Origin of the sequence: Sphingobacteruim zhuxiongii, from assembly GCF_009557615.1 — a bacterium.
Taxonomy (GTDB): domain Bacteria; phylum Bacteroidota; class Bacteroidia; order Sphingobacteriales; family Sphingobacteriaceae; genus Sphingobacterium; species Sphingobacterium zhuxiongii.
Map to the genome: position 1 here is coordinate 1,501,468 of NZ_CP045652.1, position 26,458 is coordinate 1,527,925.

Here is a 26,458-nt window from a genome sequence, read left to right on the forward strand (position 1 = left end):
TATGCAAGTTATTCATCTTAGTGTCGAGTGTTTTCCAGTTGCTAAAGTTGGCGGATTAGCAGATGTAGTCGGTTCATTGCCGAAATACCTCCGCCAGTTAGGTGTTGATGCTTCTGTGATGATGCCTTTTTTTGATCGGAAATTTACACAGGATCATCAATTTGATAGTGTTGCAAAAGGTGAATTCTACCAAGGCTCGTCACTACTATCCTATGAAGTGTTGCGTGAAAGCAATGATAGCTTAGGTTTTCCATTGTATTTAATACGCATTCCTGGGGTATTGGATCGTGAAGAAGTCTATTGTTATCCTGATGAAGCGGAACAATGGATTGCGTTCCAGCATGCAGTTTTACATTATCTAAAGACCAATGATATTCGTCCAGATGTGCTTCATTGCCATGATCATCATGTGGGTTTAATACCTTTTCTTATTCGTTTTACGAATGAATATAGATCATTAGCGGAGGTTCGAACAGTTTTCACTGTTCATAACGGACAATATCAAGGTTGGATGAGTTGGAGCAAGGGTATTTTGCTTCCAGGATTTGATACTTGGAAATGGGGATTATTGGATTGGGACGGTGTCATTAACCCTTTAGCTACTGCGATTAAATGCTGCGATGCTTACACTACAGTATCGGAAGGATATTTAGAAGAGCTATATAAAGAGGCTAACGGCTTACAGGCGCTGTTTTATGATGAACGGGCTAAATCACATGGCATTGTAAATGGTATCGATACGGCTTATTGGGATCCTGTTACAGATCAACTAATCATAGAGAATTATGGAATAGCACAAGTTGACGAAGGAAAGCTCGCCAACAAAAAGATTCTATCGACCCAATATGGTTTGGATCCAGCATTGCCTCTTTTAAGCTTTATTGGACGATTTGCAACGGAAAAAGGCGCTGATATCTTAGCGGATATCATTGAAGATCTCTTGGGTAACAGTAAGGTATCGCTGAATATCTTTATACTTGGCTCTGGTGATGCAACGATTCAAAATAATATTGCTGCGTTATTGCAGCGGTATAAAGGTCGTTTAGCAGCATTCTTTGGCTACAATGAAGGTTTGGCGCATCAGGTTTATGCCGCGTCGGATTTATTGATTATGCCTTCCAGAGTAGAGCCATGTGGCTTAAATCAACTTTATGCATTGAAATACGGTACCATTCCTGTTGTTCGTAAAATTGGCGGATTAAAGGATACGGTTATCGATGTTGAGGATGCAGGCTATGGCTTTGTGTTCGACGAGGTCGATTCTACTCAGGCTACAGCTGCGGTTTCGCGGGCTTTAGCTTATATTTCTAACGCAAAGCAATTTGATCAGATAAGAGAAAAAGCTATGGAACTGGACTTTTCCTGGCATCAATCTGCTCAAAAATATATTGACTTATATAACCAATTACTTAGATGATATGGCGCACAAAGTTGTTTCAATTGTATTAGGAGGAGGTCGTGGAACACGCCTTTATCCTCTGACCGATCAACGGTCAAAACCTGCAGTTCCTATCGCTGGAAAGTATAGATTGGTGGATATTCCGATTTCCAACTGTCTGAACTCGGGTTACAATAAGATTTTTGTTCTTACGCAATTCAACTCCGCGTCATTAAACAAGCACATTAAGAATTCCTACAACTTTAGTATTTTCAGTAAAGGCTTTGTAGATATTCTTGCTGCTGAACAGACTAGTGAAGGCGATAGCTGGTTTGAAGGAACCGCAGATGCTGTTCGTCGAACGCAAAAGAACTTAATCAATGTGGATTATGATTATGTGCTTATCCTTTCTGGTGATCAATTATACCAAATGGATTACTCTGCCATGGTCGAATTTCATGTCAAGGGTGGTGGGGATATCACGATTGCAACGATCCCAGTGACAGGCAAAGAGGCAACTGGTTTTGGTATTTTGAAATCTGATGAAAATGGCGAAGTATCGTCATTTATCGAAAAACCAGCTAAAGATTTGCTGCCTGATTGGACTTCCGAGGTTCCTGACGAATTGGAAAGACAAGGAAGAAACTATTTAGCTTCGATGGGGATTTATGTGTTTTCTAAAGGGGTCATGAAAAAACTTCTTGCAGAAAACAAAGGAATGGACTTTGGGAAAGAGATTATTCCAGATGCCATCGGGAATGTTAAAATTCTCAGCTATCAATATGATAGTTACTGGACAGATATTGGAACGATCTCATCTTTCTTCGATGCGAATATCGGCCTGACAGACGATATTCCTGCATTCAACCTATTCGGGGAAACAGTCTATACAAGAGCACGTATGTTACCTCCGTCTAAAGTTTCAGGGACGACTTTAAATCATGTAATTGTTTCCGACGGCTGTATTATATTAGCCGATAAAATCCATCGCTCTGTTATGGGAATTCGTTCAAGAGTAGGGGCTGGTACGGTTATAAAGATGACTTATATGATGGGTTCGGATTACTATGAAGAACTAACGGATGTTCTCGAGATGACGAATTCGCAGCAACCTCCTCCAATTGGAGTAGGTGAGCGTTGTTATATTGAAAACGCAATCCTTGATAAGAATTGTCGAATAGGTAATGATGTGAGAATAAAAGGTGGTAAACACCTACCAGATGGGGATTTCGAACAGTATTCGGTAGTAGACGGTATTATCGTGGTGAAAAAGAATGCCGTGATACATCATAATACAAGTATCGGCTTGTAATCCATATTGACTTAACGATATAAAAAAGCGTCTTGATATATTCAAGACGCTTTTTTTATTAAATATTTTGTTCTGGATTTACTGTATCCGTTGGTTTGTCTTTATTGTCAGCCTCCTTTTTTGGTTTCCTTTTACCAAATTCTGCAACCTCTACTATACGTGGGATACTTGATTTAGGTGCCATATGGCGAAGCTTCTTAATCTTTCTTCTACGCTTATAATTTCTTAAAAGGCTACTGTCTTGATAAAGATTCCAATTCATAAGTAATACCGAGAATAATACAACTGCTAGACCAATAATCTGCATTTTGGTAACTTCATGCTCGGTGAAGAAGTGGACTAGGATTAATGCTACAATAGGATTAACATAAGCATAGGTGCTCACTTCCGTTGCTGGACGAACCTGAAGCAAGAAGATATAGCAACTGAACGCCAATATTGAGCCCATTAAAGCGAGATAAACCATAGCACCCCAATATTCAATAGAAACACTCGAAGGATCGAAGCTGCTATATTCACCATTTACTAGAGCTACCGTAGTAAAAGCAGTTCCGGCTACAACCATTTGCCAAGCTGTCTTAACCATTACGTTTAGGTCTTCTTCTTTCGCTGGAGATTGCTCGGCGTTATCTTTGATACTAGCTTTTGAACGTTCCTTACTATATTTAGACCATAGTGAACCTACTGTCCAGCCAATTGTACCTAAGGTTAAAACAATCATCGCTGTTAGCTTATTCTCACTTTCTGTGGTTGCAGAGGCTGGACCAAATATTTGCTCAGCAAAGAGCATAATCACCCCCATAAAGCCAAGGGCCAAGCCGAGGATTGTTGTGATGCTTGAGAAGTTTTCTTTCCATTTCGGTTTATCTAAAATAATAAACCAGATAGCTGTCGCTGCAGATAAGATCGAAACGATAGCACTCGATATATATTGCTCCGACCAAATGATAGCGGCCATATCAATGAATAGCAATAAGAAGCCGACAAATGCAGCATCTTTTACAGCTTTCTTAATATAGATTTTATATCCTTTAAGATAGCAATATCCCATTAACAGCGTTCCCGCGATAATGAAGCGGATAGAGCCTAGCACAAAGGGCGGAAATGCATGTAGTGCTTTTTCAATAAAGAAGAATGTGGAACCCCAAACCACATAGACAACAGCGTAAGCAAAGATAATGGTGCTTGCTGCAGGGGTACTTGTATCTTTTACCATTGTATTCTTATTCCTTTGTCGGAATTACTAGTTTATTGTCTTCTTTTACAGTTTCTAAAACAATCGTCGTCCGAGTTGAAATTATACCCTCAACCTTACTTAGCGTATTACGCATAAGATCCACTAGGCCTGCTGAATCATTTGTTCTCACTTTAATTAAATAACCATCTTCACCCGCGATATCGTGTACCTCGAGTACATCAGGAATTTCAGCAAGCAATAAGCCTACTTTCTGTACACCAATAATATCTTGAGTCTTAATGAAAATAAAAGAAAGCATTTTTTGATCAAGTGCAGCGGGATTGATACGCGCATTATATTGAAGGATAACATCTTTTTGTTCTAACTTCTTAACGCGCTCTAGAATTGCGGAGGGAGCCATACCTAATTCACGTGCGATATCCGCATTATTTGTGCGCGCATTGTCTTGCATAATCCTCAATATTTGAAGATCAATTTGGTCTAAGGAATATTCTAGTTTTGCCATATCGGGCAAATATCGTTAATTCCGAATAAAATTCAAATTAATATATTTATAAATGAATAAAATTCAGTTTTATTACAGTATTGCAGGAGAATGTTTCTATGGAATGTAACGGATTTCTTTAGGGATATAGGCTAAGATACAAATAAAAGTTTCATAGTTTATATTCTTAATTTCAATCGTTTTCCAATGGTTAATTAGTTCTTGCGTTATTGTGCATGTTGTAGTTTTAATAGCGCTTAATAAAAGATAAAAAACTATAAAAAACGCAAAAAATGCGGATTATTTTATTGAATATTGCGTAATTTAGTGATTTCAATCTATACAGTCGTGTCGGAAATTTCAAGTTTAATATCCTTATCAAAATCCCTATCGGGGGATTTATATTTTGATCCCAACAATGTAGAACATCAGACGATGCGCTTAGCATATTCTACAGATGCATCTGTTTATCAAGAGATGCCGTTGGCTGTTTGTATTCCTCAGAATTTAGAAGATCTACAAACTTTGATTGCATATGCCAAAGCGAATCAAACTACATTGATACCGCGTACAGCTGGCACTTCACTTGCCGGACAGGTTGTGGGGGCGGGCATTATACTCGATGTCTCCCGATGCTTTAATCAAATCTTAGAGGTTAACGTTGAGGAGAAATGGGCGAGGGTTCAACCTGGTGTGATTCGTGACGATTTGAATGCTTACCTGAAGCCATTCGGTTTAATGTTTGGTCCTGAAACATCAACGGCGAGTAGAGCGATGGTTGGCGGAATGATTGGAAATAATTCATCTGGACTCCATTCGATCGTTTGGGGAGATACACGACAAAATTTATTAGCTGCCAAAGTACTATTGGATGATGCCCAATTGGTCGAGTTTAAAGACTTGTCTGAAGGCGAATTCTTTGGTAAGCTTGCTCTAAAGTCTCGTGAAGGAGAGATCTATCGGAAGATAAATAATATTTTAACAGACAAAACTAATCAGGAAGCAATTCTTGCAGGCTATCCAAAGAGTGAGATTACACGTCGTAATACTGGATATGCATTGGATATGCTGATGGATAGTAGTCAACCTTTTAATTTTTGCCGTTTGCTGGCAGGTTCTGAGGGGACGATTGGAATTATCACGGAAGCGAAAATTAAGCTATTGGATCTTCCTCCAAAGGAGATCGGCTTACTATGTGTACATTTCAATGATATGGTGGAATGTATGCGTGGGAATGCCCTTGCTTTAAAGCATCATCCCGAAGCATCGGAATTAGTTGATAAGTATATTCTAGACTTTACAGTAGGTCATCCGACCTATCAATATAATCGTTTTTTCATTGATGGGGACCCGCAGGCCTTACTGATTGTGGAATTTCGAGCAGATACCTTGGCAGAAATTGAAGCTAAGGCAGATGCTCTAAAACAGGCTCTACAACAGTCGAACTTAGGCTACGCATATCCTTTGATTACTGGGACGGAACAGACCAATTTAGTATGGGATGTACGGAAGGCGGGACTAGGCTTGATTAGAAATCTGCCTGGCGATAATCAACCCGTAAATCTAATTGAAGACTGTGCGGTATCTCCAGAGGATTTACCGGATTACGTGGCTGATATTCAAAAGCTATTAGCTGAAGAGGGTGTACATGCATCTTATTATGCACATGCAGGGGCTGGAGAGCTGCATATTGAACCATTTATCAACTTGAAATCTTCAGAAGGAAAGCGCCAATTTCGCTCAATATTAGAGAAAACAACGGATTTAGTATTGAAATACAATGGCTCTTTAAGTGGTGAACATGGAGATGGTCGTTTAAGAGGGGAGTTTATTGGCAAGGTGCTTGGTGAGCAAGTTTATCATTTGTTACTTCAGGTGAAGCAAGCATTTGATCCACATAATATATTCAATGCTAAAAAGATCGTTGACACACCGCCAATGGATACACATCTTCGTTACGATACTGTTCGTGATGGCAAAGATATTCCTACCTATTTTGATTTCAACAAGAATGAAAGTATACTTCGTTTAGCGGAAAAATGTTCAGGCTCGGGCGATTGTAGAAAGACAGAAATTACAGGTGGTACCATGTGTCCTTCATTTATGGCGACTCGCGATGAAAAGGATACGACGCGTGCGAGAGCAAATATGTTACGTCAATTCTTGACGAATTCAAATAAGCAGAATCGTTTTGATCACGAGGAACTAAAAGAAGTAATGGATTTATGTTTGAGCTGTAAAGGCTGTAAAACAGAGTGTCCTTCGAGTGTGGATATTGCGAAAATGAAAGCTGAATTCCTACAACACTATTACGATGCTAATGGCAGTAGCTTCCGGTCAAAATTGATTGCTAATTTTACACAATCGCAGAAATTAGGATCTTATGTTGCTCCAATTTATAATTTCTTTGCAACGAACCAAATTACGTCGGGTCTTATCAAGTCTGTCGTTGGATTTGCGCCGAATCGTTCATTACCAAAAGTTCATGGTACAACATTAAGTGCATGGATAAATAAACAAAACACGATTAAACAGAAAAGAAAAGTATATCTTTTTAGTGATGAGTTTACAGAATATAATGACACAGAAATCGGCATAACGGCTTATAAATTATTAACTGCGTTAGGATATGAAGTAGTTGTTCCAAAGCATTTAGAGAGTGGAAGAACGTTCCTTTCGAAAGGATTTGTTAAGAAAGCAAAAGCCTTAGCAAACAAAAACGTATCCATGTTAGCAAATTTGATTTCCGCAGACACGCCTTTGTTAGGTATTGAGCCTTCCGCAATTATTACTTTCCGCGACGAATACGTCGATCTTGTTGACCCTGATTGTAGAGCCGCAGCGGAAAGCCTTGCAAAGAATGCACTCATGGTTGATGAGTTTCTAGTGCAAGAAATAAAGGCAGGTAGAATTCATCCAGAGCAATTTACTGCTGATGCGCAGAAAATCAAACTACATGGTCACTGTTATCAGAAAGCATTCAAACTAGTTGATTACACCAAACAATTGTTATCCCTTCCAACAAATTATGAGGTGGAAGTTATACCATCGGGTTGTTGTGGTATGGCGGGTTCATTTGGCTATGAGAAAGAGCATTTCGAAGTGTCGCAGAAAGTAGCAGAATTAGTATTGTTTCCAACCCTGCGAAAAACTAGCGCGGAATATCTTATCGCAGCTGCAGGTACTTCATGTAGACATCAAATTAAAGACGGTGTGCAACGCAAGTCCTATCATCCTGTAGAGATTATGTATAATGCATTAATCAACAAATAAGAAACTTTTCGTAACTTAAACTGTTGTCATTAAAAAAGATAGATCATGAAAAAAACATTAACGTATTGCTTGTTAGCTTCGATAGCTGTCAGCTTTGCCGCATGTGGAAATGCTAATAAAACCGATGCATCCGCAGCAGACTCTACAGGATCATCGAATGAAGCGTCTAGTACCACTCTCAATCAATTGACCAACGATCCAAAAGGATCGCCACTACATTTATATTTCAACATGAATGAAGTAGGGCAGACCGATTCATCGGTGATTTACGATGCAAGGTCACTTTACAAGAATGATACTGTAGGTTTTAAATTAGAAGTCTTAAAGAATATTGATGCTGGAATAACGGCACAGAATGCGCCGGATAATGATTTAGGTTTTAGAGTAGGATCACTGCGTATATCTTCTTTAGGAGCCGTGTCCGATAATTTCCTAAAAGCCGTAGGAGACATATATGGATTGCCAGCGGCAGGAGCGATGTCAAGTAAGACTATCTCACCATTAGTATTCTCGTCAAATAACGAAAAAGTTGATTTAAGCAAATCAAAGTCTTATAATTTTAAGCTGTTTTTCGATCAAGCTACCGGAGAGCCAGCTGAGTTTTTTGCAGTAGTGGATAATTATAAAAAGTCATTCGAATTGTCTGAGAAAGATTCAACTTTTAGACAAGCTTTTATTAATGCCTTGTCAGGGAAATAGTTTTCGACTAAAAAAAGATTAAGAGCACCTTTCAGAGGTGCTTTTTTTGTTACCTACAATTTCTATTCAACGATAGAATAACGTGTCTTTTCTTACATTTACACTCATGATTCGCAAATTGATTTATTCTGTCCTTGTTCTTGTTTGCTTGTTTAATGGGATTGCAGTTGAAGCGCAAGATTTGAAGGCCGCACGTCAAACCCTAGGCAAAGCAAGCCATCCTGCATTAAGCGAAATATCAGGAATAATTGCCTCTCGGCAATATCCAGGGAAATATTGGGTTCACAACGATAGCGGAGATAGTGGTCGGATATTTTTAATTGATAGTGTTGCAAATCTGCAATGTGAATTCTATTTAGAAGGAGTGCATGCCGTCGATGTTGAAGATATCGCTTGGGTTAATAATGCTGGGCGAAACTATATATTATTGGCAGATATTGGTGATAATCAGGCTAAACGTAGCGAAATAAAGCTTTATTATTTTGAGGAGCCAAAGCTTAGCCATGGTAAGCGGTTGGACAGCATACCAGCATCGCAAATTCAAGAATTTACCTTAAGATTTCCTGACAAATCACGTGATGCTGAAGCCATATTCGTCGATCCAATTGACCAAAGGTTTTATTTAATCAGTAAAAGAGACTTTTATTCAACGCTGTATACCGCAGATATCTTCCAAAATAAACAGGGTAAATATACACTGAAGAAATTATTAGAATTGCCATTTACATTCATCACTGCCTCCGATATAACAAGTACTGGAGATGCATTGATCATGAAAAACTTAACCCAAATATTCTTCTGGGAAAGAAACCCAAAAGAATCAATACTTTCGACGCTTAAGAAGCCATACAAACGGGTTGCTTATCAAGTTGAACCTCAGGGGGAAGCTATTGCGTTTGATTTGAAGCCGAATAACTTTGTCACAATCAGTGAGCGTCCTTTTGGATTAGATGCTTATCTTTATCAGTATAAAATCACTAAACCATGAAAATAAAATTTACTATTCTTTTTCTTCTTTTGACTTGCTCTTTTGCTTTTGCGGCAAAAGTAGATACCTTATCTATTCAAAGCGCTGCTATGGGCAAAAGTATAAAAACTGTCGTCATTTCACCTGATAAGGCAGGTAAAGGGCTACCTGTACTGTATCTCCTACATGGATATTCTGGAGACTATGCAAATTGGGTCAATAAAGTCCCGGCGGTTAAGACTTTAGTTGATCAGTATGGTTTTATCGTGGTATGTCCCGACGGCGGATATGGTTCATGGTATTGGGATATCGAAGGGAATAAGAATTATCAATATGAAACATTTGTAAGTAAAGAGCTTGTCGGCTATATCGACGGAAAATACGATACAGCCAAAGACAGAAGCAAGCGTGGAATTTCTGGTTTAAGTATGGGAGGACATGGTGCGATGTATTTGGCGATTCGTCATCAAGACACATTTTCTGCTGTAGGAAGTACTGCTGGAGGAGTTGATATTCGACCTTTCCCTAACAACTGGGAGATGGCGAGTCGATTGGGAAGCTATGCGGAAAATCCGGAGAAATGGAATCAACATACCGTGATGGAATTAACCCATTTGATTAAACCTAAGTCTTTGGAAATATTTATCGACTGCGGAACGGAGGATTTCTTCTTTGGCGTGAACGAAAGATTACATGAAAAATTGAAATATATGAATGTCCCACATCGCTACTTAAGCATGCCAGGTGGACATAGCTGGGAATATTGGAGTAAATCGATCCATTATCAAATGGCATTCTTCAATGAGGTTTTTAATAAACCAAATGAACCGATAAAGAAATAATAGAAACGCACGGTATTTTGTTTACGACAAAATATTCATAAAAAGGAAGTTAAACTTTGCTAAGCCATTTTGAATAACAAGATGGCTTTTCTATTTTAGTTGCGGATTATTTTAAAGCTACTGCACTATATGCCGATCAATTTCAAGAACAGCTCATTATTTTTACTACTATTACTGAACGTTTTATTTACATACGGGCAGGAAAAGATCACCTTAAGTGGAATAATAAAAGATGCAAATACTGGTGAAACATTAATTGGTGCCCTCATTCAAGTTCCCGCAGCGAATGTGAGTAGTTATTCTAATAACTATGGATTCTATTCAATCACGATACCTTCTGGTGAACAAATCATCGAAGTTTCTTATGTTGGATATAATCGCGTTACGCAGACTATTTCAGTAACGGAGAACAAAAAGATCAATTTTGAACTAAACGATAATTCCACGACGATCGAAGAAGTTGTGGTTTCAGGAAGACGTCAGAATGAAAGTGTTACAAATCCGCAAATGGGCGCTTTGAAGTTTACCATGGAGGAATTAAAGAATGTACCCATTCTGTTCGGGGAGAAGGATATTCTAAAAACGATACAATTGCTGCCTGGTGTTGCATCGGGAGGTGAGGGGAGTTCAAACTTCTATGTTCGTGGGGGAGCGGGCGACCAAAACTTAATCCTATTAGACGAAGCGACTGTATACAATGCCTCCCATCTATTAGGCTTTTTCTCAACCTTCAATTCTGACGCTATAAAAGATGTTAACTTGTACAAAGGTGGAATACCAGCACAATATGGAGGACGTATCTCCTCTGTTATGGATATTTCCATGTTAGACGGTAATAATCGTAAGTTCTCGGGAGAGGGAGGGGTCGGTCTGATAGCCTCGCGTTTAAAACTTGAAGGACCAATTGTTAAAGATCGCAGCTCATTTATGTTGAGCGGACGAAGAACCTACGCAGATATGTTCTTAAAAGCTTCTCCTGACGAGACGGTGAATAAAAGCAAGCTGTATTTTTATGATTTAAATGCCAAGTTAAACTATAAATTGAATGATAGGAATACCGTATACCTGTCTGGATATTTTGGTAAAGATGAATTAGGATATGGAGATTTATTTGGGTTTGATTGGGGAAATGCCACAGCGACGGTTCGCTGGAATCATATTTTTAACGAGAAACTATTCAGTAACACAACTTTGATTTATAGTGATTTCACGTATAACGTGAATGTTAATAATGATGACTCGGATTTTAAAATTGCTTCTAAGATTAGAAATTGGAATCTGAAACAAGACTTTTCATATTATTCCTCAAATAACAACACGCTGAAATTCGGATTAAACATTTTGCGTCAACAAGTTTTGCCGGCAAGTCTTAATGCTTCGAGCGAATCGGCCGTGAATTCAATCAATATTGAAAAACGGTCCGGAGTTGAAGCGGCAGCGTATGTTTCTCATGAATGGAAGCCATTGGAACAGCTCTCTGTGATTTATGGATTACGACTAAATGATTTTATGGTGATGGGTCCAGGAACATTTTATAACTTCGATTCAGACGGTGAAGTAAGTGGTGAAGAATTGTATGGAAATACCGTCATTAAACACCATTTCAATATAGAGCCCCGCGCATCGATGGCTTATATATTAAACCCGAAAAATAGTATTAAAGCGAGCTACAATCGAATTGCCCAAAATTTACATCAACTTACCAATACCACTTCTAGTCTTCCAACCGATCAATATGTATTGAGTAGCTTGAACATAAAACCACAAGTTGCCGACCAAGTAGCCTTAGGATATTTCAGGAATCTTAATAATAACGCTTATGAGCTCTCTGTAGAGACGTATTATAAGTTTATGGACAATCAGATAGATTTCCGAAATGGAGCAGACTTACAGGCTAATAAATACCTTGAGGGCGAACTACTATTTGGTATCGGACGTTCCTATGGTGTCGAGTTTCTCGTTCGCAAGAATAAAGGAAAATTAAACGGATGGATATCTTATACACTAGGACGTAGTGAACGACAGTTCGATGGAATCAATGACGGAAATTGGTTTGCTGCACGGCAAGATCGAACACATGATCTCTCCGTTGTCGGGATGTATCAGATTTCCAAGAGCTGGAATCTAGGGGCTACATTCGTATTCAATACTGGTAACGCTATTACTTTCCCAAGTGGAAAATATCAAATAGATGGAACTACCATGTTTTATTATACAGAGCGAAACGGCTATCGTATGCCGAATTATCATCGTTTAGATTTGTCAGCGAATTACGAACCGAATAAAGAAAATAAGAAATTCAACTCCAGTTGGTCATTTGGTATTTACAACGCTTATAATCGTAAGAACGCGTATATCATAGATTTTAGAGAAAGCGAGAATAATCCTAACGTCACGGAAGCCTATAAAATCGCGCTTTTCGGAATCATTCCATCTGTAACTTGGAACTTTAAATTTTAATAACATGCGAAAACTCTTATACCTCATATTTGCCCCACTTATCATTTTAGCATGCATATCCTGCGAAGAGAAGATTGAAATTGATCTAAATGATGCGAATGCAAAAGTTGTGATTGAAGCCGATATCAATAATCTCGACAGAAAACAAGAAATTAAAATATCCAAGACCGTATCATTTAATGAAAACCGAGGATTTGAACCCATCGAGAACGCTGTAGTTACAGTTACGACAGGTGCTGGACGTGTTTTCAATTTTAATTCAGTCGGAAATGGAGTTTATGTTCATGAGAATATGAGCATTATGGCACAACAAAACTATACGTTGAACGTAACTGTGGATGGCGAGGTGTACAACGCTACAACCAGAATGCCGAGCTATGTAGAGGTCGATTCTGTTGGTATTACTAAGGAAAATATTTTCAATGAAGATTATTATTTTGTTAACCTGAATTTTGATGATCCTACAGGCGTAGATAATTATTACAAGTATAATTTAGCGATTGAAAGTAATAGTGCAGAATCAACAAACATGCAATTTAACTCAGTCTATTCCGATAAGTTTAATGATGGATTGCATGTGAAGCACCAAATTGGAGGTCGTAATGCGGAGATTTACAACGGTGATCACGTTACAATTAGGCGATATTGTATTGCAAAGGATGTGTATACATATTGGTCTGAATATCAATCCACCAATCCTGGGAGTGCGTCTCCAGCCAATCCAACCTCGAATATTAGCAATGGTGCTTTAGGTTATTTCTCGGTAGCTGGAGTGAAAGAATATTCGTTGGAGATTCAAGATAACTTTCAGGACGAAGACTAAAACGTGGAAAATCTGAAGCCGCGCGCGCTTAGGTTATCAATAGCTTTTGGCAAGGCATATTTAACGTTTTCAATTGCTTTGATATTGTCGTGAAATACAATAATACTGCCGTCTCGAGTATATTGAACGGCATTTTTTAAGCATTGTTCCGGGCTAATACGTCTATCGTAATCGCCAGTTAAGACATCCCACATAATCACTTGATATTTCTTCGAAACTTCGCGAAGTTGTGATTTCTTAATACGTCCATAAGGTGGTCGAAACAGTGGACTCGCAATTAATTTATCCGCCAATTCAATGTTTTCCAGATACTGATCATCTGCACAATCCCAACCCTTTAAATGATTGTAGGTATGATTTCCAACTTGATGTCCTTCGTCAAGGATTCTTTGAAATAACTCAGGGTGTTTACGAACATTGTCCGCAACACAGAAAAAACAAGCTTTGATATTCTTCTCCTTCAGACAGTCTAGTATCCAAGGTGTAATCTCAGGAATTGGGCCATCATCAAACGTTAAGTAAATATTATTTTTCCGATTATTTATTCTCCAAATCGCATCTGGATAGAGATAGGGAAGTATAAAAAACGGGCGGACAAAATGCATGTTGATGAATTGCTTGATTTGTAGCAAATTTATCAAGATTTAATTAGCCATCCAATTAATCAGAAGAAAGATGAAAAGATTGTTTGCTTATTTCGAAATGCGAAGAGCCGAGCAAATTGGATTCTATACGATGTCTACTATCATTCTACTGTTGATAGTGATAAATATGATTAAGCGAAATCCGAATAATGAGCAGCCCATAACAGTTCAAGTATTGCCTCTATCCTCCGATCTTATTGACTCCGCTCATCTTCAGCAACCTAACAACGAGTTATATCAAGAAAGTCAACAGCAGCAAAGTTCTAGCGAATTCAAGAAAGCAGTTGCCTATTTTCAATTTGATCCGAACAATCTATCAGCAGAGAGTTGGAAGAAATTAGGATTATCCGATGCGCAGATTCGTGTAATTCACAATTACGAATCCAAAGGTGGTCAATTTCGTGTTCCTGAAGATATTGCAAAGATATATTCTCTTTCAGCTAGTGATGTCAATCGCTTACTGCCCTATGTTATAATTGAAAATCAAAAAGTGGTACCAATAAGCGTTGAGAGCAATAACCATGTCGTAAATTCCGAACTACCTATCAGTCGATATGCTGATTTGATGATTGAACTGAATACGGCGGATAGTTTAGCTTTAATAGCACTGCGTGGTATTGGACCTGTTTTTTCTAGTCGTATAATAAAATATAGAGAACTACTTGGCGGGTATTACGAACTAGAGCAATTAAAGGAAGTCTATGGACTACCGACAGAAACCCTTGAGCATATTTCAAACCATCTTCAGATTGACCCAGGATCCATTCTTAAAATTAAGATTAATACATTGGATGCCAGTGCAATATCAAAACATCCATATATTTCCTATAAGCAGGCGAAAACGATCGTCAACTATCGAAAACAACACGGACATTTTTCTAGCATCGAAGATTTGAAAAAGATTCTTTCGCTCCAAGAGCCTTTTTTTCGTAAAATTGAAATTTATTTAGATTTCAATTGATTTTCAATGGTAGAAGAAAAACTTAAAGCGGTCATCCGCGATATTCCAGATTTCCCTGAACCGGGTATCGTTTTCAAAGATATCACACCCTTATTACAACATCCAGAACTGGTCGATTTAGCCGTAAAAGAGTTTGTGAAACGGTTGTCGGGAATTGAATTTGATCTTATCGCTGGAATTGAAAGCCGAGGCTTTCTTTTCGGATTTTTATTAGCCCAAGAATTGAAAAAACCATTTATTCCAATTCGTAAACAAGGGAAGCTTCCCTATAAAACAGTTTCTGAATCATATAAGTTAGAATACGGTCAAGCGACAATTGAGATGCATGAAGATGCATTCCCTGCTGGATCCAAAGTGTTGTTGCATGATGATTTATTAGCAACCGGCGGTACGGTCGTTGCAGCAAGTAAGCTGATTGAAAAGGTCGGGGGAGAAGTAGCAGGATTTAGTTTTGTTATTAGTCTTGATTTTCTACAGAGCCAAGGCCGCCTTACGCGATTTAGCGAAAAAATTATATCTTTAGTAGGTTATCAATAGGGATAACCCTTAATCACTAACTATATTCTATGGAATGGCTGCTGGATCCAAACATTTGGATATCATTTTTAACGCTGACAATTTTAGAAATTGTACTCGGCATTGACAACATTGTCTTTATCTCTATTCAAAGTGGAAAGCTTCCACCAGAACAACAAAAGAAAGCGCGACAAATTGGTCTTTTATTAGCATTAGTGATGCGCGTTGGCCTGTTATTCTCGATCAAGTGGATCATGGGGCTTACCGAACCATTCCTAAATTTAGCAGATACATTCGGTATTGATGACCCACAGTGGCATCGTTATCTAACGTTGTCAGGGAGAGATCTAATCCTATTTATTGGAGGTTTGTTTTTAATTTATAAAGCAACGACTGAAATTCACCATAAAGTAGAAGGACATATTGAAGCGAGCGGTGGAAAGGCGAAAGTTGTTACGTTTTCGAGCGTTATTATACAAATTATCATCTTAGACTTAGTTTTCTCTTTAGACTCTGTCATCACAGCAGTGGGTATGGTTGACCAAATTGGCGTCATGATAGCGGCGGTAATTGTTGCGGTCGGTATTATGTTATTATCGGCAGAAAGTATCTCGACCTTTGTGAATGACTATCCATCCGTAAAAATGCTAGCATTGGCATTCCTATTATTAATTGGAGTTTCCTTGACAGCAGAGGCTTTTGATCAACATATACCGAAAGGCTATATTTACTTTGCGATGGCATTCTCCGTTTTAGTCGAATTCCTAAATATTCGCGCAGAAAAGAAAGCATTAGCTCATTTGAATAATGAGGAAAAGAAATAAATAGAAAGAGGGAGCTTAGCTCCCTCTTTCTATTTTAAGTTCCCTTGAACTTTATAATAATTATCGCCCATTAATAGAACCTTCTGGTTCTTTTCAACGATATAAAAATTTCCCGTTTCATACACTAGAAATTCGCTGGTTTGATACAAGGTGTTATGGACATGCTTGTCAACACTAAGCATCTTCACTTTCCCTTGATCATCGAATGCTATCCTTACGCATGAAAGGTCTAAATCAGGATTCGTGAAATTATACTCCAACACCCCGTCCACTGTATCGATATCAATGAAACCCGCATACGCTGGCTTATTCAGGTCAATCGCTTTAAAACTCGAAAATTCACTCTCCCAATCTTTTATTGGAAGTGCTTTAGTTTCCTCTTGCATATCTTTAATAACGGTCTTGTTGATCGTTGGATTTGCCTGTTTTAGCGAGTCTATCTGCTGCTGTATAAAGCTAGGGATATCGAAAAGTTCTTGCTGAATTCCATTTATATGTTGCTGAGGCGCTGGTGAGGAGCACGAAAAGAAAGCGATGGCAAGCAAACCTGCCATCGCTAATTTTTTCGGTAGATGCTTAGTATACCAATACATCGCCATTCATTTCTAATGGAATTTCCAAGTTCATCATCTTCAGAACTGTAGGGGCAACATCCCCTAATTTTCCATCTTTTATGTGTTGATAGTCTTTATCAATTAAAATACAAGGAACAAGGTTGGTCGTATGTGCTGTATTGACAGATCCATCACTATTCAACATATATTCTGAATTTCCGTGATCGGCAAGGATAATAAAAGAATAACCTTCTGCTAGACCTTGGTCAACAACTTGTTTAGTTACAGCGTCTACTTTTTCAACAGCTTTAACAACAGCATCAAAAACTCCGGTATGACCTACCATATCCGGATTGGCAAAGTTCAAACAGATGAAGTCTGGATGATTATTAACCATATCTAAACAAATAGCATCAGCGATACCTTGCGCACTCATTTCTGGTTGTAAATCGTAAGTTGCCACCTTTGGCGACGGAATTAAAATACGAGATTCACCTTCAAACTGTTCTTCGCGACCTCCAGAAAAGAAAAACGTAACGTGTGGATATTTCTCAGTCTCGGCAATTCGAACTTGAGTTTTGTTTTGAGCAGCTAGAGTCTCTCCTAAAGTCTTTGTTAAGTTATCCTTCTGGAAGATTACTTTTACACCTTTGAAGGTGTCGTCATAAGAAGTCATCGTTACATAATATAAATCCAAAGGATGCATATCATACTCCGGAAATGCTTGCTGTGTTAACGCAATAGTAATTTCACGACCTCGATCTGTTCTAAAGTTATAACAGATTACGACATCACCATTTTCGATTTTTGCGATCGGTGAACCATCAGGCTTAACCATAACGATCGGCTTGACAAACTCGTCGGTGACATCGTTTGCATATGAAGCTTCAATCGAAGCTAGTATATCTGTCGATGCTGTACCCACGCCTTTGGTTAACAAGTCGTAAGCTTCTTTAACACGTTCCCAACGGTTATCGCGGTCCATTGCATAATAGCGACCAATTGCAGAAGCAACTGTTCCAACAGATAAGGTTAAATGTTGTGTTAAATCACGCATATAACCAATACCGCCATTTGGATCCGTATCGCGACCGTCTAAGAAGGCGTGAATAAAAACTTGATCGCTCGTTAGCTCTGCATGTTTCGCTGCATCACATAATGCTTTAAGATGCGAAATATGAGAGTGTACTCCACCATCTGATAATAGACCTATAAAGTGAACTTTCTTATTGTTTTCTTTAGCATAGTCAAAAGCGCCTTCGATTGTTAAATCGGATTTGAAAATACCATCTTTTGCGGCTTTATTAATACGTCCTAATTCTTGATATACCGTACGACCAGCACCAAGATTCATATGTCCAACCTCTGAATTACCCATTTGACCAGCAGGTAAACCAACAGCTTCACCTGAAGCTTCAAGTTTAGAATTAGGATAGTTGGCTAATAGGTAGTCGAGGTATGGAGTTTTTGCGGCTATTACAGCATTTGAATTATCATCTTTTCCGTAGCCTAATCCATCCAGGATTAATAATGCTACTCTTTTTTGCTCAGAACTCATTACACAAATATAATACTAATGCAGAGAAAAGTATAATTCTCATGCTCAAGCATAGTATTTGTTGCAAAAAATGGGTATTGGCATAATTTTGGTTGTGAATTTCTAAATTTTAGCGTTAGAAACATTGACAGAATATTGAGCAGATCCGCTTTAGGAGTTTTTAAGAGACATGATACAAGGTTTTAAATTTAGTTGCAGAACATTCATTCACCTTTGCTGTACCCTAGTAATAATCCCCTTACTATCCTTTAACCTAGGTTATTCGGATATTGGGAATGAAATATTAGAAGCTTTTAAGTCGAATAATGCGAAATCTATATCGAATTATTTTGGTTCGAATATTTCGTTATCGATTAAAAGCGATGGGGGGTATTATTCGAAATTCCAAGCTGAAATGCTGCTTAGTGATTTTTTTCAAGCCAATAAAACGACAGAAATTAAACAGGTACAGCGAACCATGCGTACTAACAATAGTTTCTACATTGTCTACCAACTGAAAACCTCATCGGGTACTTACCGTGTTTTTACGAAGTTTAGCCAAACATCTGGAGATACTCAAATCGCAGAATTAAGGATAGAATAACAGAGATTTTATTGAATTTATCTTTTTTTTAAAGTAATTTTTATTCATCTTCGCTTAATTTTACATCAATAAATGGAGAAAGAATTCAAAGAAAAGTTGTTGCAATTTGTTGAAGAAGCAATAAAAGAGGATGTTGGGCCAGGAGACTATACCACACTTTCTACGATTGATGATTCAAAGCAAGGCGAAGCACAGCTCTTGGTTAAAGAATCCGGAATCATTGCCGGTATTGAGGTAGCTAAGGAAATATTTTTGGCCATTGATCCAAACCTACAATTCGAAATATTATTGAAAGATGGACAAGCCGTTCAGTATGGTGATATAGCATTTCGCTTAAAAGGCTCCATTCATACAATTTTAAAAGGTGAGCGTCTCGTATTAAACGTAATGCAACGCATGTCGGGCATTGCTACGCAAACTTCAAAATATGTCGCTGCACTCGCAGGTACCAATACTAGGGTATTAGACACTAGGAAAACCACACCGTTACTTCGTTTCTTAGAGAAGAAAGCAGTCACGCTTGGTGGCGGGGTAAACCATCGCTTTGCACTTTACGACATGATTCTGATTAAGGATAATCATGTTGATTATGCAGGAGGTATTACTGCGGCGGTAAACGCTGCATTGTCTTATAAAACGACACATAACTTAAATATTCCGATAGAAGTCGAAGTACGCAACTTTGATGAGTTGAAAGAAGTACTTGCCATTGGTCAGGTTGATCGCGTAATGTTTGATAATTTTACGGTAGAACAAGTAGCCGAAGCTGTTCAATTAGTGAACGGACGATTGGTTACCGAAGCATCCGGAGGAATTACATTAGAAACGATTGCAGACTATGCCAAAGGAGGTGTGGATTTTATCTCTGTTGGTGCATTAACCCACTCGGTTAAAAGTCTGGATTTGAGTTTAAAAGCGAAACTTATTTAGTAAATTGCTGTATATGATTTCAATCTATCTCGTAGGAATAGTCATATTAGCATATTTATTCGGATCAATCCCTACAGCGGTTTGGTTTGGACAAGCGTTTTATGGTGTTGATGTTAGAGAATATGGGAGTGGTAACGCGGGTGCAACCAATACTTTTCGTGTTTTAGGGAAAAAAGCAGGGTCCGTTGTGATGTTTGTAGATATCCTTAAGGGCTGGACAGCAACAAATCTTCCTTATTTATTAGACAGTACGGTGGTCGGAAATCACGATGGCCCACAGTTTGTTAATTTTCAATTAGCATTAGGTGTTATCGCGGTACTGGGTCATTTATTCCCAATATTTGCTGGTTTTCGTGGCGGTAAGGGAGTTGCAACCCTTTTTGGAATGGTTCTAGCAATTCATTGGCCGGCAGCATTATGCTGTGTGACTGTATTTTTGGTCGTTTTGTTTATCTTCCATTACGTTTCCTTGGGATCTATCCTCGCAGGATTTACATTCCCCTTTAGTATTGCTTTTATCTTTAAAACGACGGTACCATCGGTACTACTCTATGGAATAGCCATTTGTGCATTGATCTTAGTTACCCATCAGAAGAATATCGAACGACTACTCAAGGGTAAAGAATCCAAAATATATTTATTTAAGAAAAAATCGTCCGGTTAAACTTTTGGGAACAAGTTTTGTTTAATCATTGTAAAACATTATTTGTATTGAGTTAACTTAATAACAACGTTTATGAAAAGGATTTTTAAATATACGGCCATGTTAATGTTGGGGGCTACGATTGCCGGATGCGCAACATCTGCAATCACAGGTCGTAAATACCTTAAATTGGTAGATTCTCAACAGATTAACGATCAAGCTGCATTAGCCTATAAAGACTTTCTGAGTAAAAATAACTCTAAGGTAATTACGGGAACGGCAGCTGCAACACAGGTTAAGCGTGTTGGTAGTAATATCGCTATTGCTGCGAATCAATACTTGAAGCAATTGGGGATTGCCGACAAATTTAGTTTTAACTGGGAATTTAATTTAATTGAAAGCCCTGATGTGAATGCTTGGTGTATGCCTGGCGGTAAGGTTGCGGTTTATTCAGGTATCTTACCTGTAGCAAAGAACGATGCAGGCTTAGCGACAGTGATGGGCCATGAGATTGCTCACGCGATTGAGGAACACTCTGTATCGCAGTATTCGAATGCTATGGCGGCTCAATATGGCGCGCAAATATTAGGTGCTGCAGGAGCAATGTCAAATAGTAAGTATATTGGGATGTTCAATCAATTATATGGTATTGGCTACCAAGTAGGTTCGTTGAAATTCTCGAGAAATGATGAGTTAGCCGCTGATAAAGCTGGACTAATTTTGATGGCGATGGCTGGATATGATCCAAATGAGTCTATTAAATTCTGGGAAAGAATGGCACAAGGGAAATCTGGCAGTCAACCAGAGTGGCTGAGTACACACCCTAGTGATGCCCGTCGTATCTCTCAATTACAAGCGATGATTCCTGAAGTCATGAAATATTACAAGAAATAAGCTAAAATATAGCATTAGCAAAACAATAGAAGGGTTTATCTAAATGATAAGCCCTTCTTTTTTTTGCCTTTTCAAGTAAGAAGTTAGATTAGGATTTCTATTGGAATATCTCCATAGAAAAACACATCTCAAGCGCAGCTTTTACTATTTATTCTACCAAACATGGTATAAGGTAGGCTAAAGCTATGGCCAAGCTAGGCTTGATCTCCGAGGATTCTCATTGTTTCAATAGTTTTGCTTCATACATACCTTAAAATGCTTCGATTTTAGTTCACTGACTATTTTAATAATCTTTGTTGTAACATTTTTGCTTTTTAAGCGACTAACCAACTATAATACTAAACAACATGAACTTAACAATTAGTAATTTAAACAAGACTTATAATAACGGTGTAAAGGCGCTGGATTCTGTGAATTTGACGATAGGCCCGGGTATGTTTGGTTTATTAGGTCCAAATGGAGCTGGTAAATCCTCATTGATGCGTACAATTGCGACACTACAAACCCCAGATTCAGGCGAAATAACTTTTGGAGATATCAATCTTTTAACGGATAAAAATGCACTTCGTCGTGTTCTAGGCTATCTTCCTCAGGAATTTGGCGTATACCCAAATTTATCTGCTGAAGAGTTGCTCCACTATTTTGCAAATTTGAAAGGCATTACATCCAAGGCTGACCGTCAAAAAATCGTGGCGGAGGTTTTGCAAATTACCAATCTGTATGATGTTCGTAAGAAAAGTGTAAGTGGTTACTCTGGTGGTATGAAACAACGCTTTGGGATTGCTCAAATGCTATTAAATAATCCTAAGCTTATCATTGTCGATGAACCTACAGCTGGTTTAGATCCTGCGGAACGTCATCGCTTTTTAAATGTATTACGCGAGATCGGTGCACAGCATACGGTTATCTTTTCGACACACATTGTAGACGATGTGCGGGAGTTATGTCATGAGTTGGCTATCATGAACGGCGGTCGTGTTTTATTTCGTGGTTCCGCGCAAGAAGGCGAATCGAAACTAAACGGAAAGATATGGACAGCTCGTATCGAACGCGAGGCTTTCGAGGCTGCAAATCAAAAACATAATGTTATCTCTTCAAATTATAATCAGGATAATACATTAAATATTCGCGTGATGAGTGAGCTGCAACCTGATGATTCTTTTCAGTCGGCAACACCGATATTAGAAGATGTTTATTTCGTAGCCCTTAAAAACGATAGCGTTCATGTTTAGTACCATCTTTACTTTCGAAGTAACACGCTGGTTTAAACAGCCTGTTTTCTATATCTATTGTGCTATTTATTTCGCATTAGCTTATTTTACAACCATTTCTTCCTTAGGTGCATTCGACGGCGTCACGGTGACAACTTCCTCACCGATAATGGTCAATTCGCCAATCAATGTTGCTGGCTACTTCAATAGTTTTTCGACGTTTATCTATTTCCTGTTACCGACTGTCGTCGGCGCAGCTGTATATAGAGATTACTTGTATAATGTTCACAATCTATTGTTTTCTTATCCTTTGGATAAGTTCAAGTATCTATCTGCAAAGTTCTTTGCTGCAATAGTTATCGTATGCCTGATTGCAATACTGACTGTTGTCGGGTTCTATGCTGCCCAATATCATCCAGGAATTAATACGAGTCTACTCGGTCCTAATCGTATCGAAGCCTACCTGAGTGGGTTCCTAATCGTTGTGCTTCCAAATTTCTTGCTTTTCGGCAGTATGATTTTTGCGCTAGTGACGTTCAGTCGTAATATCTACATAGGCTTTGTATTTGTACTTGTTTTGTTGCTATTGCAGTCCGTTCTAGATATTGCAACACAAAACGCAGATAATCGATATTTAGTGGCCTTACTCGATCCTTTTGGATTTCAGCCAATCACCTACTACACGAAATACTGGAGTATTGACGAACAGAATAACAATTTATTGCCACTGACGGGGGTGTTGCTTTATAACCGATTGATTTGGTCGGGTTTGGCAATTGTTATTTTAACGGTGGTATACTATAGTTTCTCATTCTCGCAACAAGGCTTTAGCTTTCGTCGAGCAAAATCTGCTGATCGTATAACGAAGAACAACTTTGGTAGTATTATTCGTATTGATCTTCCGAAAGTTGCTATATCACATTCATTTTTTAGCAATCTAAAGATGAGCTGGCGCTTGAGTAATGTTGATTTTAAATATGTTGTTAAAAACTGGACTTTCGCCATCTTAATTATAATCGCCGCACTTTTTGTACTAGCAATTATGTCGTCCAGTAGTATGTTGTTTGGAACGACGACTTATCCTGTAACATGGCAGGTGTTAGAAAGTATGGGAGGGATTTATAGTTTCTTCTTAATCATTATGATTATGCTTTTTGCGGGGATGCTCGTTCAACGAGATCAACAGAGTAATATGAAACTTTTGGTTGACTCCACTTCGGTGCCGAACTGGGTATTGTTATTTTCCAAGTATTTGGCATTGATGAAAATGACGGTCGTGGTTCTGTTTATCAGTATGTTGACAGGGATCGTCTACCAAGCATATAACGGGTATTATAATTTTGAATTCGGACATTATTTATATGAGCTTTTTGTGCTAGATTATCTGAAATATCTGGTACTTATTGGCTTCGCATTGTTCATTCACGGATTCTTCCGTAACTACTTTATTGGTTTTATAGTTTGTCTACTGATTGTGTTAGGGATACCTTTTCTTTCGAAGATAGGAGTAGAACAATTGATTTATAAGTTCAATAATTCTCCAAAATATCACTATTCGGATATGAATGGCTACGCTGATATTCGCCATTACTTGTATTATCGTCTATATTGGTTATTGTTTTCGGGAGTTTTATTTGCGCTGACGTTGTTGTTTTGGCGTCGTGGAATTCTTTCCAGCGTAAAAGACCGAATGCAGCAGTTTACAATGCGATTAAAGCCTGCAATTGTTGTACCCGCGGCTTTATCACTAATCGCATTTATTGGATTAGGATATTCCATTTATTATGTTAATAATGTCGTTTCTACGCGCTACTCTAATAAAGAGACTGAGCTTCAGCAAGTAAGTTTTGAACGCAAGTACAAGCATTTTGAGAAATTGCCAAGTCCGCGCTTAGTCAGTGTATTTACGAATGTAGATATCGATCCGAAACAACGAAACTTTACTGCAAAAGGAGATTTTGTTTATGTTAATAAAACGACGCTGCCGATTGATTCCTTATTTATGGGGATAAATAGTAGCGTGAAGACGAATATTAAAATCGAACGGGCGATTAAAAAGTCACAGCGTGATACAGTTCTTGATGTCAATGTTTATCAATTTGAGCAACCTTTGATGCCCGGTGATACTCTTCGTATTCAATATCAGTTAACGAATCTCTCCAATACTTTTCTGCACGATCGATCGATAATCTTAGAGAATGGAACATTCTTTAACAATACAATTTTTCCAATTCTAAGTTATGCGGATCATTTGGAAATTGATGATAATAGTATTCGCGAGAAGTATAAATTGGCACCTCGGGATCGTATGGCAGACCCCCGCGATAGTAGTAAATTGGGTAATACATACATTTCGAATGATGCCGATTGGATCGATTTCGAAGCCATTGTCAGTACCAGTGCCGATCAAATTGCAATTGCTCCGGGATACCTTCAGAAAGATTGGGTAGAAAATGGAAAACACTACTACCACTATAAAATGGATAGTCCGATTTTGAACTTTTATTCGTTCATCTCGGCGAAGTATGAAGTGAAGCGTGAAAAGGTTAATGGGAAGAATATGGAGATTTATTATCATAAAGGACACGAATATAATATCGATCGTATGATGGCTTCGATTAAGAAATCGTTGGGTTATTATGAATCACATTTCAGTCCGTACCAATTCAATCAGTTACGCATTATTGAGTTTCCAAGTTCTCACGGTACATTTGCGCAGGCTTTTGCGAATACGGTGCCTTTCTCAGAGAGTATTGGTTTTATAGCAAAGGTCGATGAAGACAATCCAGACGCTGTAGATTATGCTTATGCTGTTGTTGCACATGAGTTTGCTCATCAATGGTGGGCACATCAAGTGATTGGCGCGAATGTTAAAGGTGCGACCATGATGTCGGAGTCTTTATCTGAATATAGTTCTTTAAAGGTATTGGAGCAGACATACGGGAAAGGACAGATGCGCAAATTCTTGAAAGAAGCTTTGGATAATTATCTAGTTGGTAGATCAAATGAAAAATTAAAGGAGAACCCTTTGATGTTTAATGAGAACCAACAATACATTCACTACAACAAAGGATCGCTCGTAATGTATGCAATGAGTGACTACTTAGGTGAAGAGGTCTTCAGCGACGTGTTACAGGCCTATATCAAGAAAACAGCATTTCAGTATCCTCCGTATACGACTTCGATTGAATTTGTTGATCTGTTAAAGCAACATACGCCTGATAGTTTGCAATATCTTATTAAGGATATGTATGAAACGGTGACTATCTACGATAATGCTGTAGAGGAAGCGGAAATAAAACCTTTAAAAGGCGGTAAGTATGAAGTTAGTATAGATTTTAAGGTTTCCAAATATCGTACGGATGACAAAGGTAAACGCAGTTACGAAGACGTGAAAGGCAGCAAGCTTTCCGAAAAAATGAACGCAAAAGATAAGAAAGCTATCGAGTCGTTGCCATTGAAAGATTATGTGGATGTCGTTGTATTTGGCGAGGCGAAGAAGCAAGGTAAATATGAAGTCGAGAATCCTCTTTTGGAGAAACGCGTGAAGATTGATCGCATAAAGAATCGTTTGACTTTTGTCGTGAATCAAAAGCCGATTTCCGTTGGTGTCGATCCCTATAACAAGTTGATTGATACGGATTCCGATGATAATCGACATACATTTTAATAGATTGTTACTTACCTTTGGTATAACATAATTT

General features: G+C 38.3%; 22 protein-coding genes. 17 read left to right on the forward strand and 5 right to left on the reverse strand.

What is annotated here, in order from left to right:
- Position 1 precedes the first annotated feature (1 nt).
- Both GFH32_RS06490 and GFH32_RS06495 read left to right on the forward strand, forming a co-directional pair.
- Positions 2-1,417, forward strand: a complete 1,416-nt coding sequence (locus GFH32_RS06490; protein ID WP_153510379.1) for a glycogen synthase — start codon at positions 2-4, stop codon at positions 1,415-1,417.
- 1 nt (position 1,418) lies between these two features.
- Positions 1,419-2,690 carry a glucose-1-phosphate adenylyltransferase gene (locus GFH32_RS06495; protein WP_153510381.1) on the forward strand — a complete coding sequence of 424 codons (1,272 nt, stop codon included), beginning with the start codon at positions 1,419-1,421 and terminating at the stop codon, positions 2,688-2,690.
- 58 nt (positions 2,691-2,748) lie between these two features.
- On the opposite strand, the gene GFH32_RS06500 is transcribed toward GFH32_RS06495, so the two are convergent.
- Positions 2,749-3,906 (reverse strand): EamA family transporter, encoded by a 1,158-nt coding sequence (locus tag GFH32_RS06500; protein WP_153510384.1) that lies wholly within the window; start codon positions 3,904-3,906, stop codon positions 2,749-2,751.
- 7 nt (positions 3,907-3,913) lie between these two features.
- Complete coding sequence (locus GFH32_RS06505) at positions 3,914-4,393, reverse strand: Lrp/AsnC family transcriptional regulator (protein ID WP_153510386.1); 480 nt, start codon at positions 4,391-4,393, stop codon at positions 3,914-3,916.
- Between the two features lie 327 nt (positions 4,394-4,720).
- Between GFH32_RS06505 and GFH32_RS06510 the strand changes: the two genes are divergently transcribed.
- The 6 genes from GFH32_RS06510 to GFH32_RS06535 all read left to right on the forward strand — a co-directional run bounded on the left by GFH32_RS06510 (position 4,721) and on the right by GFH32_RS06535 (position 13,436).
- Complete coding sequence (locus tag GFH32_RS06510) at positions 4,721-7,645, forward strand: FAD-binding and (Fe-S)-binding domain-containing protein (protein WP_228384232.1); 2,925 nt, start codon at positions 4,721-4,723, stop codon at positions 7,643-7,645.
- Positions 7,646-7,690: 45 nt separating this feature from the next.
- On the forward strand, positions 7,691-8,344 hold the full coding sequence (locus GFH32_RS06515; RefSeq protein WP_153510388.1) for a hypothetical protein: 654 nt from the start codon (positions 7,691-7,693) through the stop codon (positions 8,342-8,344).
- Between the two features lie 106 nt (positions 8,345-8,450).
- Positions 8,451-9,332 carry a hypothetical protein gene (locus GFH32_RS06520; RefSeq protein WP_153510391.1) on the forward strand — a complete coding sequence of 294 codons (882 nt, stop codon included), beginning with the start codon at positions 8,451-8,453 and terminating at the stop codon, positions 9,330-9,332.
- Positions 9,329-10,153 carry an alpha/beta hydrolase gene (locus GFH32_RS06525; protein ID WP_153510393.1) on the forward strand — a complete coding sequence of 275 codons (825 nt, stop codon included), beginning with the start codon at positions 9,329-9,331 and terminating at the stop codon, positions 10,151-10,153. Before GFH32_RS06520 ends, GFH32_RS06525 begins: the two co-directional genes overlap by 4 nt.
- A gap of 129 nt (positions 10,154-10,282) precedes the next feature.
- Positions 10,283-12,613, forward strand: a complete 2,331-nt coding sequence (locus GFH32_RS06530; RefSeq protein WP_153510395.1) for a TonB-dependent receptor — start codon at positions 10,283-10,285, stop codon at positions 12,611-12,613.
- Between the two features lie 4 nt (positions 12,614-12,617).
- On the forward strand, positions 12,618-13,436 hold the full coding sequence (locus GFH32_RS06535; protein WP_153510397.1) for a DUF4249 domain-containing protein: 819 nt from the start codon (positions 12,618-12,620) through the stop codon (positions 13,434-13,436).
- On the opposite strand, the gene GFH32_RS06540 is transcribed toward GFH32_RS06535, so the two are convergent.
- The gene (locus GFH32_RS06540; protein ID WP_153510399.1) at positions 13,433-14,041 is read right to left on the reverse strand and encodes a polysaccharide deacetylase family protein; all 609 of its coding nucleotides are present in this window, start codon (positions 14,039-14,041) and stop codon (positions 13,433-13,435) included. The genes GFH32_RS06535 and GFH32_RS06540 overlap by 4 nt on opposite strands.
- Positions 14,042-14,111: 70 nt before the next feature.
- Between GFH32_RS06540 and GFH32_RS06545 the strand changes: the two genes are divergently transcribed.
- From GFH32_RS06545 to GFH32_RS06555, 3 genes are read left to right on the forward strand one after another with little or no spacing between them, the layout of a single operon-like run.
- Positions 14,112-15,041 carry a helix-hairpin-helix domain-containing protein gene (locus tag GFH32_RS06545; RefSeq protein WP_153510402.1) on the forward strand — a complete coding sequence of 310 codons (930 nt, stop codon included), beginning with the start codon at positions 14,112-14,114 and terminating at the stop codon, positions 15,039-15,041.
- A gap of 6 nt (positions 15,042-15,047) precedes the next feature.
- On the forward strand, positions 15,048-15,578 hold the full coding sequence (locus GFH32_RS06550) for an adenine phosphoribosyltransferase (protein ID WP_153510404.1): 531 nt from the start codon (positions 15,048-15,050) through the stop codon (positions 15,576-15,578).
- A gap of 29 nt (positions 15,579-15,607) precedes the next feature.
- Positions 15,608-16,381: a TerC family protein gene (locus GFH32_RS06555; protein WP_153510406.1), complete on the forward strand. Its 774-nt coding sequence runs from the start codon at positions 15,608-15,610 to the stop codon at positions 16,379-16,381.
- A 29-nt stretch (positions 16,382-16,410) separates the two neighbouring features.
- On the opposite strand, the gene GFH32_RS06560 is transcribed toward GFH32_RS06555, so the two are convergent.
- The gene (locus GFH32_RS06560; protein WP_153510409.1) at positions 16,411-16,974 is read right to left on the reverse strand and encodes a hypothetical protein; all 564 of its coding nucleotides are present in this window, start codon (positions 16,972-16,974) and stop codon (positions 16,411-16,413) included.
- Positions 16,958-18,493: a 2,3-bisphosphoglycerate-independent phosphoglycerate mutase gene (gene gpmI / locus GFH32_RS06565; RefSeq protein WP_153510411.1), complete on the reverse strand. Its 1,536-nt coding sequence runs from the start codon at positions 18,491-18,493 to the stop codon at positions 16,958-16,960. The genes GFH32_RS06560 and gpmI overlap by 17 nt, the downstream gene beginning before the upstream one ends.
- A gap of 169 nt (positions 18,494-18,662) precedes the next feature.
- Between gpmI and GFH32_RS06570 the strand changes: the two genes are divergently transcribed.
- From GFH32_RS06570 to GFH32_RS06595, 6 genes are all read left to right on the forward strand, one after another.
- On the forward strand, positions 18,663-19,076 hold the full coding sequence (locus tag GFH32_RS06570) for a DUF4783 domain-containing protein (RefSeq protein WP_153510413.1): 414 nt from the start codon (positions 18,663-18,665) through the stop codon (positions 19,074-19,076).
- A 72-nt stretch (positions 19,077-19,148) separates the two neighbouring features.
- The gene (nadC, locus tag GFH32_RS06575) at positions 19,149-20,006 is read left to right on the forward strand and encodes a carboxylating nicotinate-nucleotide diphosphorylase (RefSeq protein WP_153510415.1); all 858 of its coding nucleotides are present in this window, start codon (positions 19,149-19,151) and stop codon (positions 20,004-20,006) included.
- Positions 20,007-20,019: 13 nt separating this feature from the next.
- Complete coding sequence (plsY, locus tag GFH32_RS06580; protein ID WP_153510417.1) at positions 20,020-20,670, forward strand: glycerol-3-phosphate 1-O-acyltransferase PlsY; 651 nt, start codon at positions 20,020-20,022, stop codon at positions 20,668-20,670.
- A 72-nt stretch (positions 20,671-20,742) separates the two neighbouring features.
- The gene (locus tag GFH32_RS06585) at positions 20,743-21,543 is read left to right on the forward strand and encodes a M48 family metallopeptidase (protein WP_153510419.1); all 801 of its coding nucleotides are present in this window, start codon (positions 20,743-20,745) and stop codon (positions 21,541-21,543) included.
- A 347-nt stretch (positions 21,544-21,890) separates the two neighbouring features.
- Positions 21,891-22,775: an ABC transporter ATP-binding protein gene (locus GFH32_RS06590; protein ID WP_153510421.1), complete on the forward strand. Its 885-nt coding sequence runs from the start codon at positions 21,891-21,893 to the stop codon at positions 22,773-22,775.
- Entirely contained in the window at positions 22,768-26,424 is a 3,657-nt protein-coding gene (locus GFH32_RS06595) for an ABC transporter permease/M1 family aminopeptidase (RefSeq protein ID WP_153510423.1), read from the forward strand. Before GFH32_RS06590 ends, GFH32_RS06595 begins: the two co-directional genes overlap by 8 nt.
- Positions 26,425-26,458: the final 34 nt, after the last annotated feature.

Bases quoted from the DNA above. Each gene is read 5' to 3' on its own strand.
- GFH32_RS06490 (WP_153510379.1), top strand. From the start codon at position 2: ATGCAAGTTATTCATCTTAGTGTCGAGTGTTTTCCAGTTGCTAAAGTT.
- GFH32_RS06495 (WP_153510381.1), top strand. From the start codon at position 1,419: ATGGCGCACAAAGTTGTTTCAATTGTATTAGGAGGAGGTCGTGGAACA.
- GFH32_RS06500 (WP_153510384.1), bottom strand. From the start codon at position 3,906: ATGGTAAAAGATACAAGTACCCCTGCAGCAAGCACCATTATCTTTGCT.
- GFH32_RS06505 (WP_153510386.1), bottom strand. From the start codon at position 4,393: ATGGCAAAACTAGAATATTCCTTAGACCAAATTGATCTTCAAATATTG.
- GFH32_RS06515 (WP_153510388.1), top strand. From the start codon at position 7,691: ATGAAAAAAACATTAACGTATTGCTTGTTAGCTTCGATAGCTGTCAGC.
- GFH32_RS06520 (WP_153510391.1), top strand. From the start codon at position 8,451: ATGATTCGCAAATTGATTTATTCTGTCCTTGTTCTTGTTTGCTTGTTT.
- GFH32_RS06525 (WP_153510393.1), top strand. From the start codon at position 9,329: ATGAAAATAAAATTTACTATTCTTTTTCTTCTTTTGACTTGCTCTTTT.
- GFH32_RS06530 (WP_153510395.1), top strand. From the start codon at position 10,283: ATGCCGATCAATTTCAAGAACAGCTCATTATTTTTACTACTATTACTG.
- GFH32_RS06535 (WP_153510397.1), top strand. From the start codon at position 12,618: ATGCGAAAACTCTTATACCTCATATTTGCCCCACTTATCATTTTAGCA.
- GFH32_RS06540 (WP_153510399.1), bottom strand. From the start codon at position 14,041: ATGCATTTTGTCCGCCCGTTTTTTATACTTCCCTATCTCTATCCAGAT.
- GFH32_RS06545 (WP_153510402.1), top strand. From the start codon at position 14,112: ATGAAAAGATTGTTTGCTTATTTCGAAATGCGAAGAGCCGAGCAAATT.
- GFH32_RS06550 (WP_153510404.1), top strand. From the start codon at position 15,048: ATGGTAGAAGAAAAACTTAAAGCGGTCATCCGCGATATTCCAGATTTC.
- GFH32_RS06555 (WP_153510406.1), top strand. From the start codon at position 15,608: ATGGAATGGCTGCTGGATCCAAACATTTGGATATCATTTTTAACGCTG.
- GFH32_RS06560 (WP_153510409.1), bottom strand. From the start codon at position 16,974: ATGTATTGGTATACTAAGCATCTACCGAAAAAATTAGCGATGGCAGGT.
- gpmI (WP_153510411.1), bottom strand. From the start codon at position 18,493: ATGAGTTCTGAGCAAAAAAGAGTAGCATTATTAATCCTGGATGGATTA.
- GFH32_RS06570 (WP_153510413.1), top strand. From the start codon at position 18,663: ATGATACAAGGTTTTAAATTTAGTTGCAGAACATTCATTCACCTTTGC.
- nadC (WP_153510415.1), top strand. From the start codon at position 19,149: ATGGAGAAAGAATTCAAAGAAAAGTTGTTGCAATTTGTTGAAGAAGCA.
- plsY (WP_153510417.1), top strand. From the start codon at position 20,020: ATGATTTCAATCTATCTCGTAGGAATAGTCATATTAGCATATTTATTC.
- GFH32_RS06585 (WP_153510419.1), top strand. From the start codon at position 20,743: ATGAAAAGGATTTTTAAATATACGGCCATGTTAATGTTGGGGGCTACG.
- GFH32_RS06590 (WP_153510421.1), top strand. From the start codon at position 21,891: ATGAACTTAACAATTAGTAATTTAAACAAGACTTATAATAACGGTGTA.
- GFH32_RS06595 (WP_153510423.1), top strand. From the start codon at position 22,768: ATGTTTAGTACCATCTTTACTTTCGAAGTAACACGCTGGTTTAAACAG.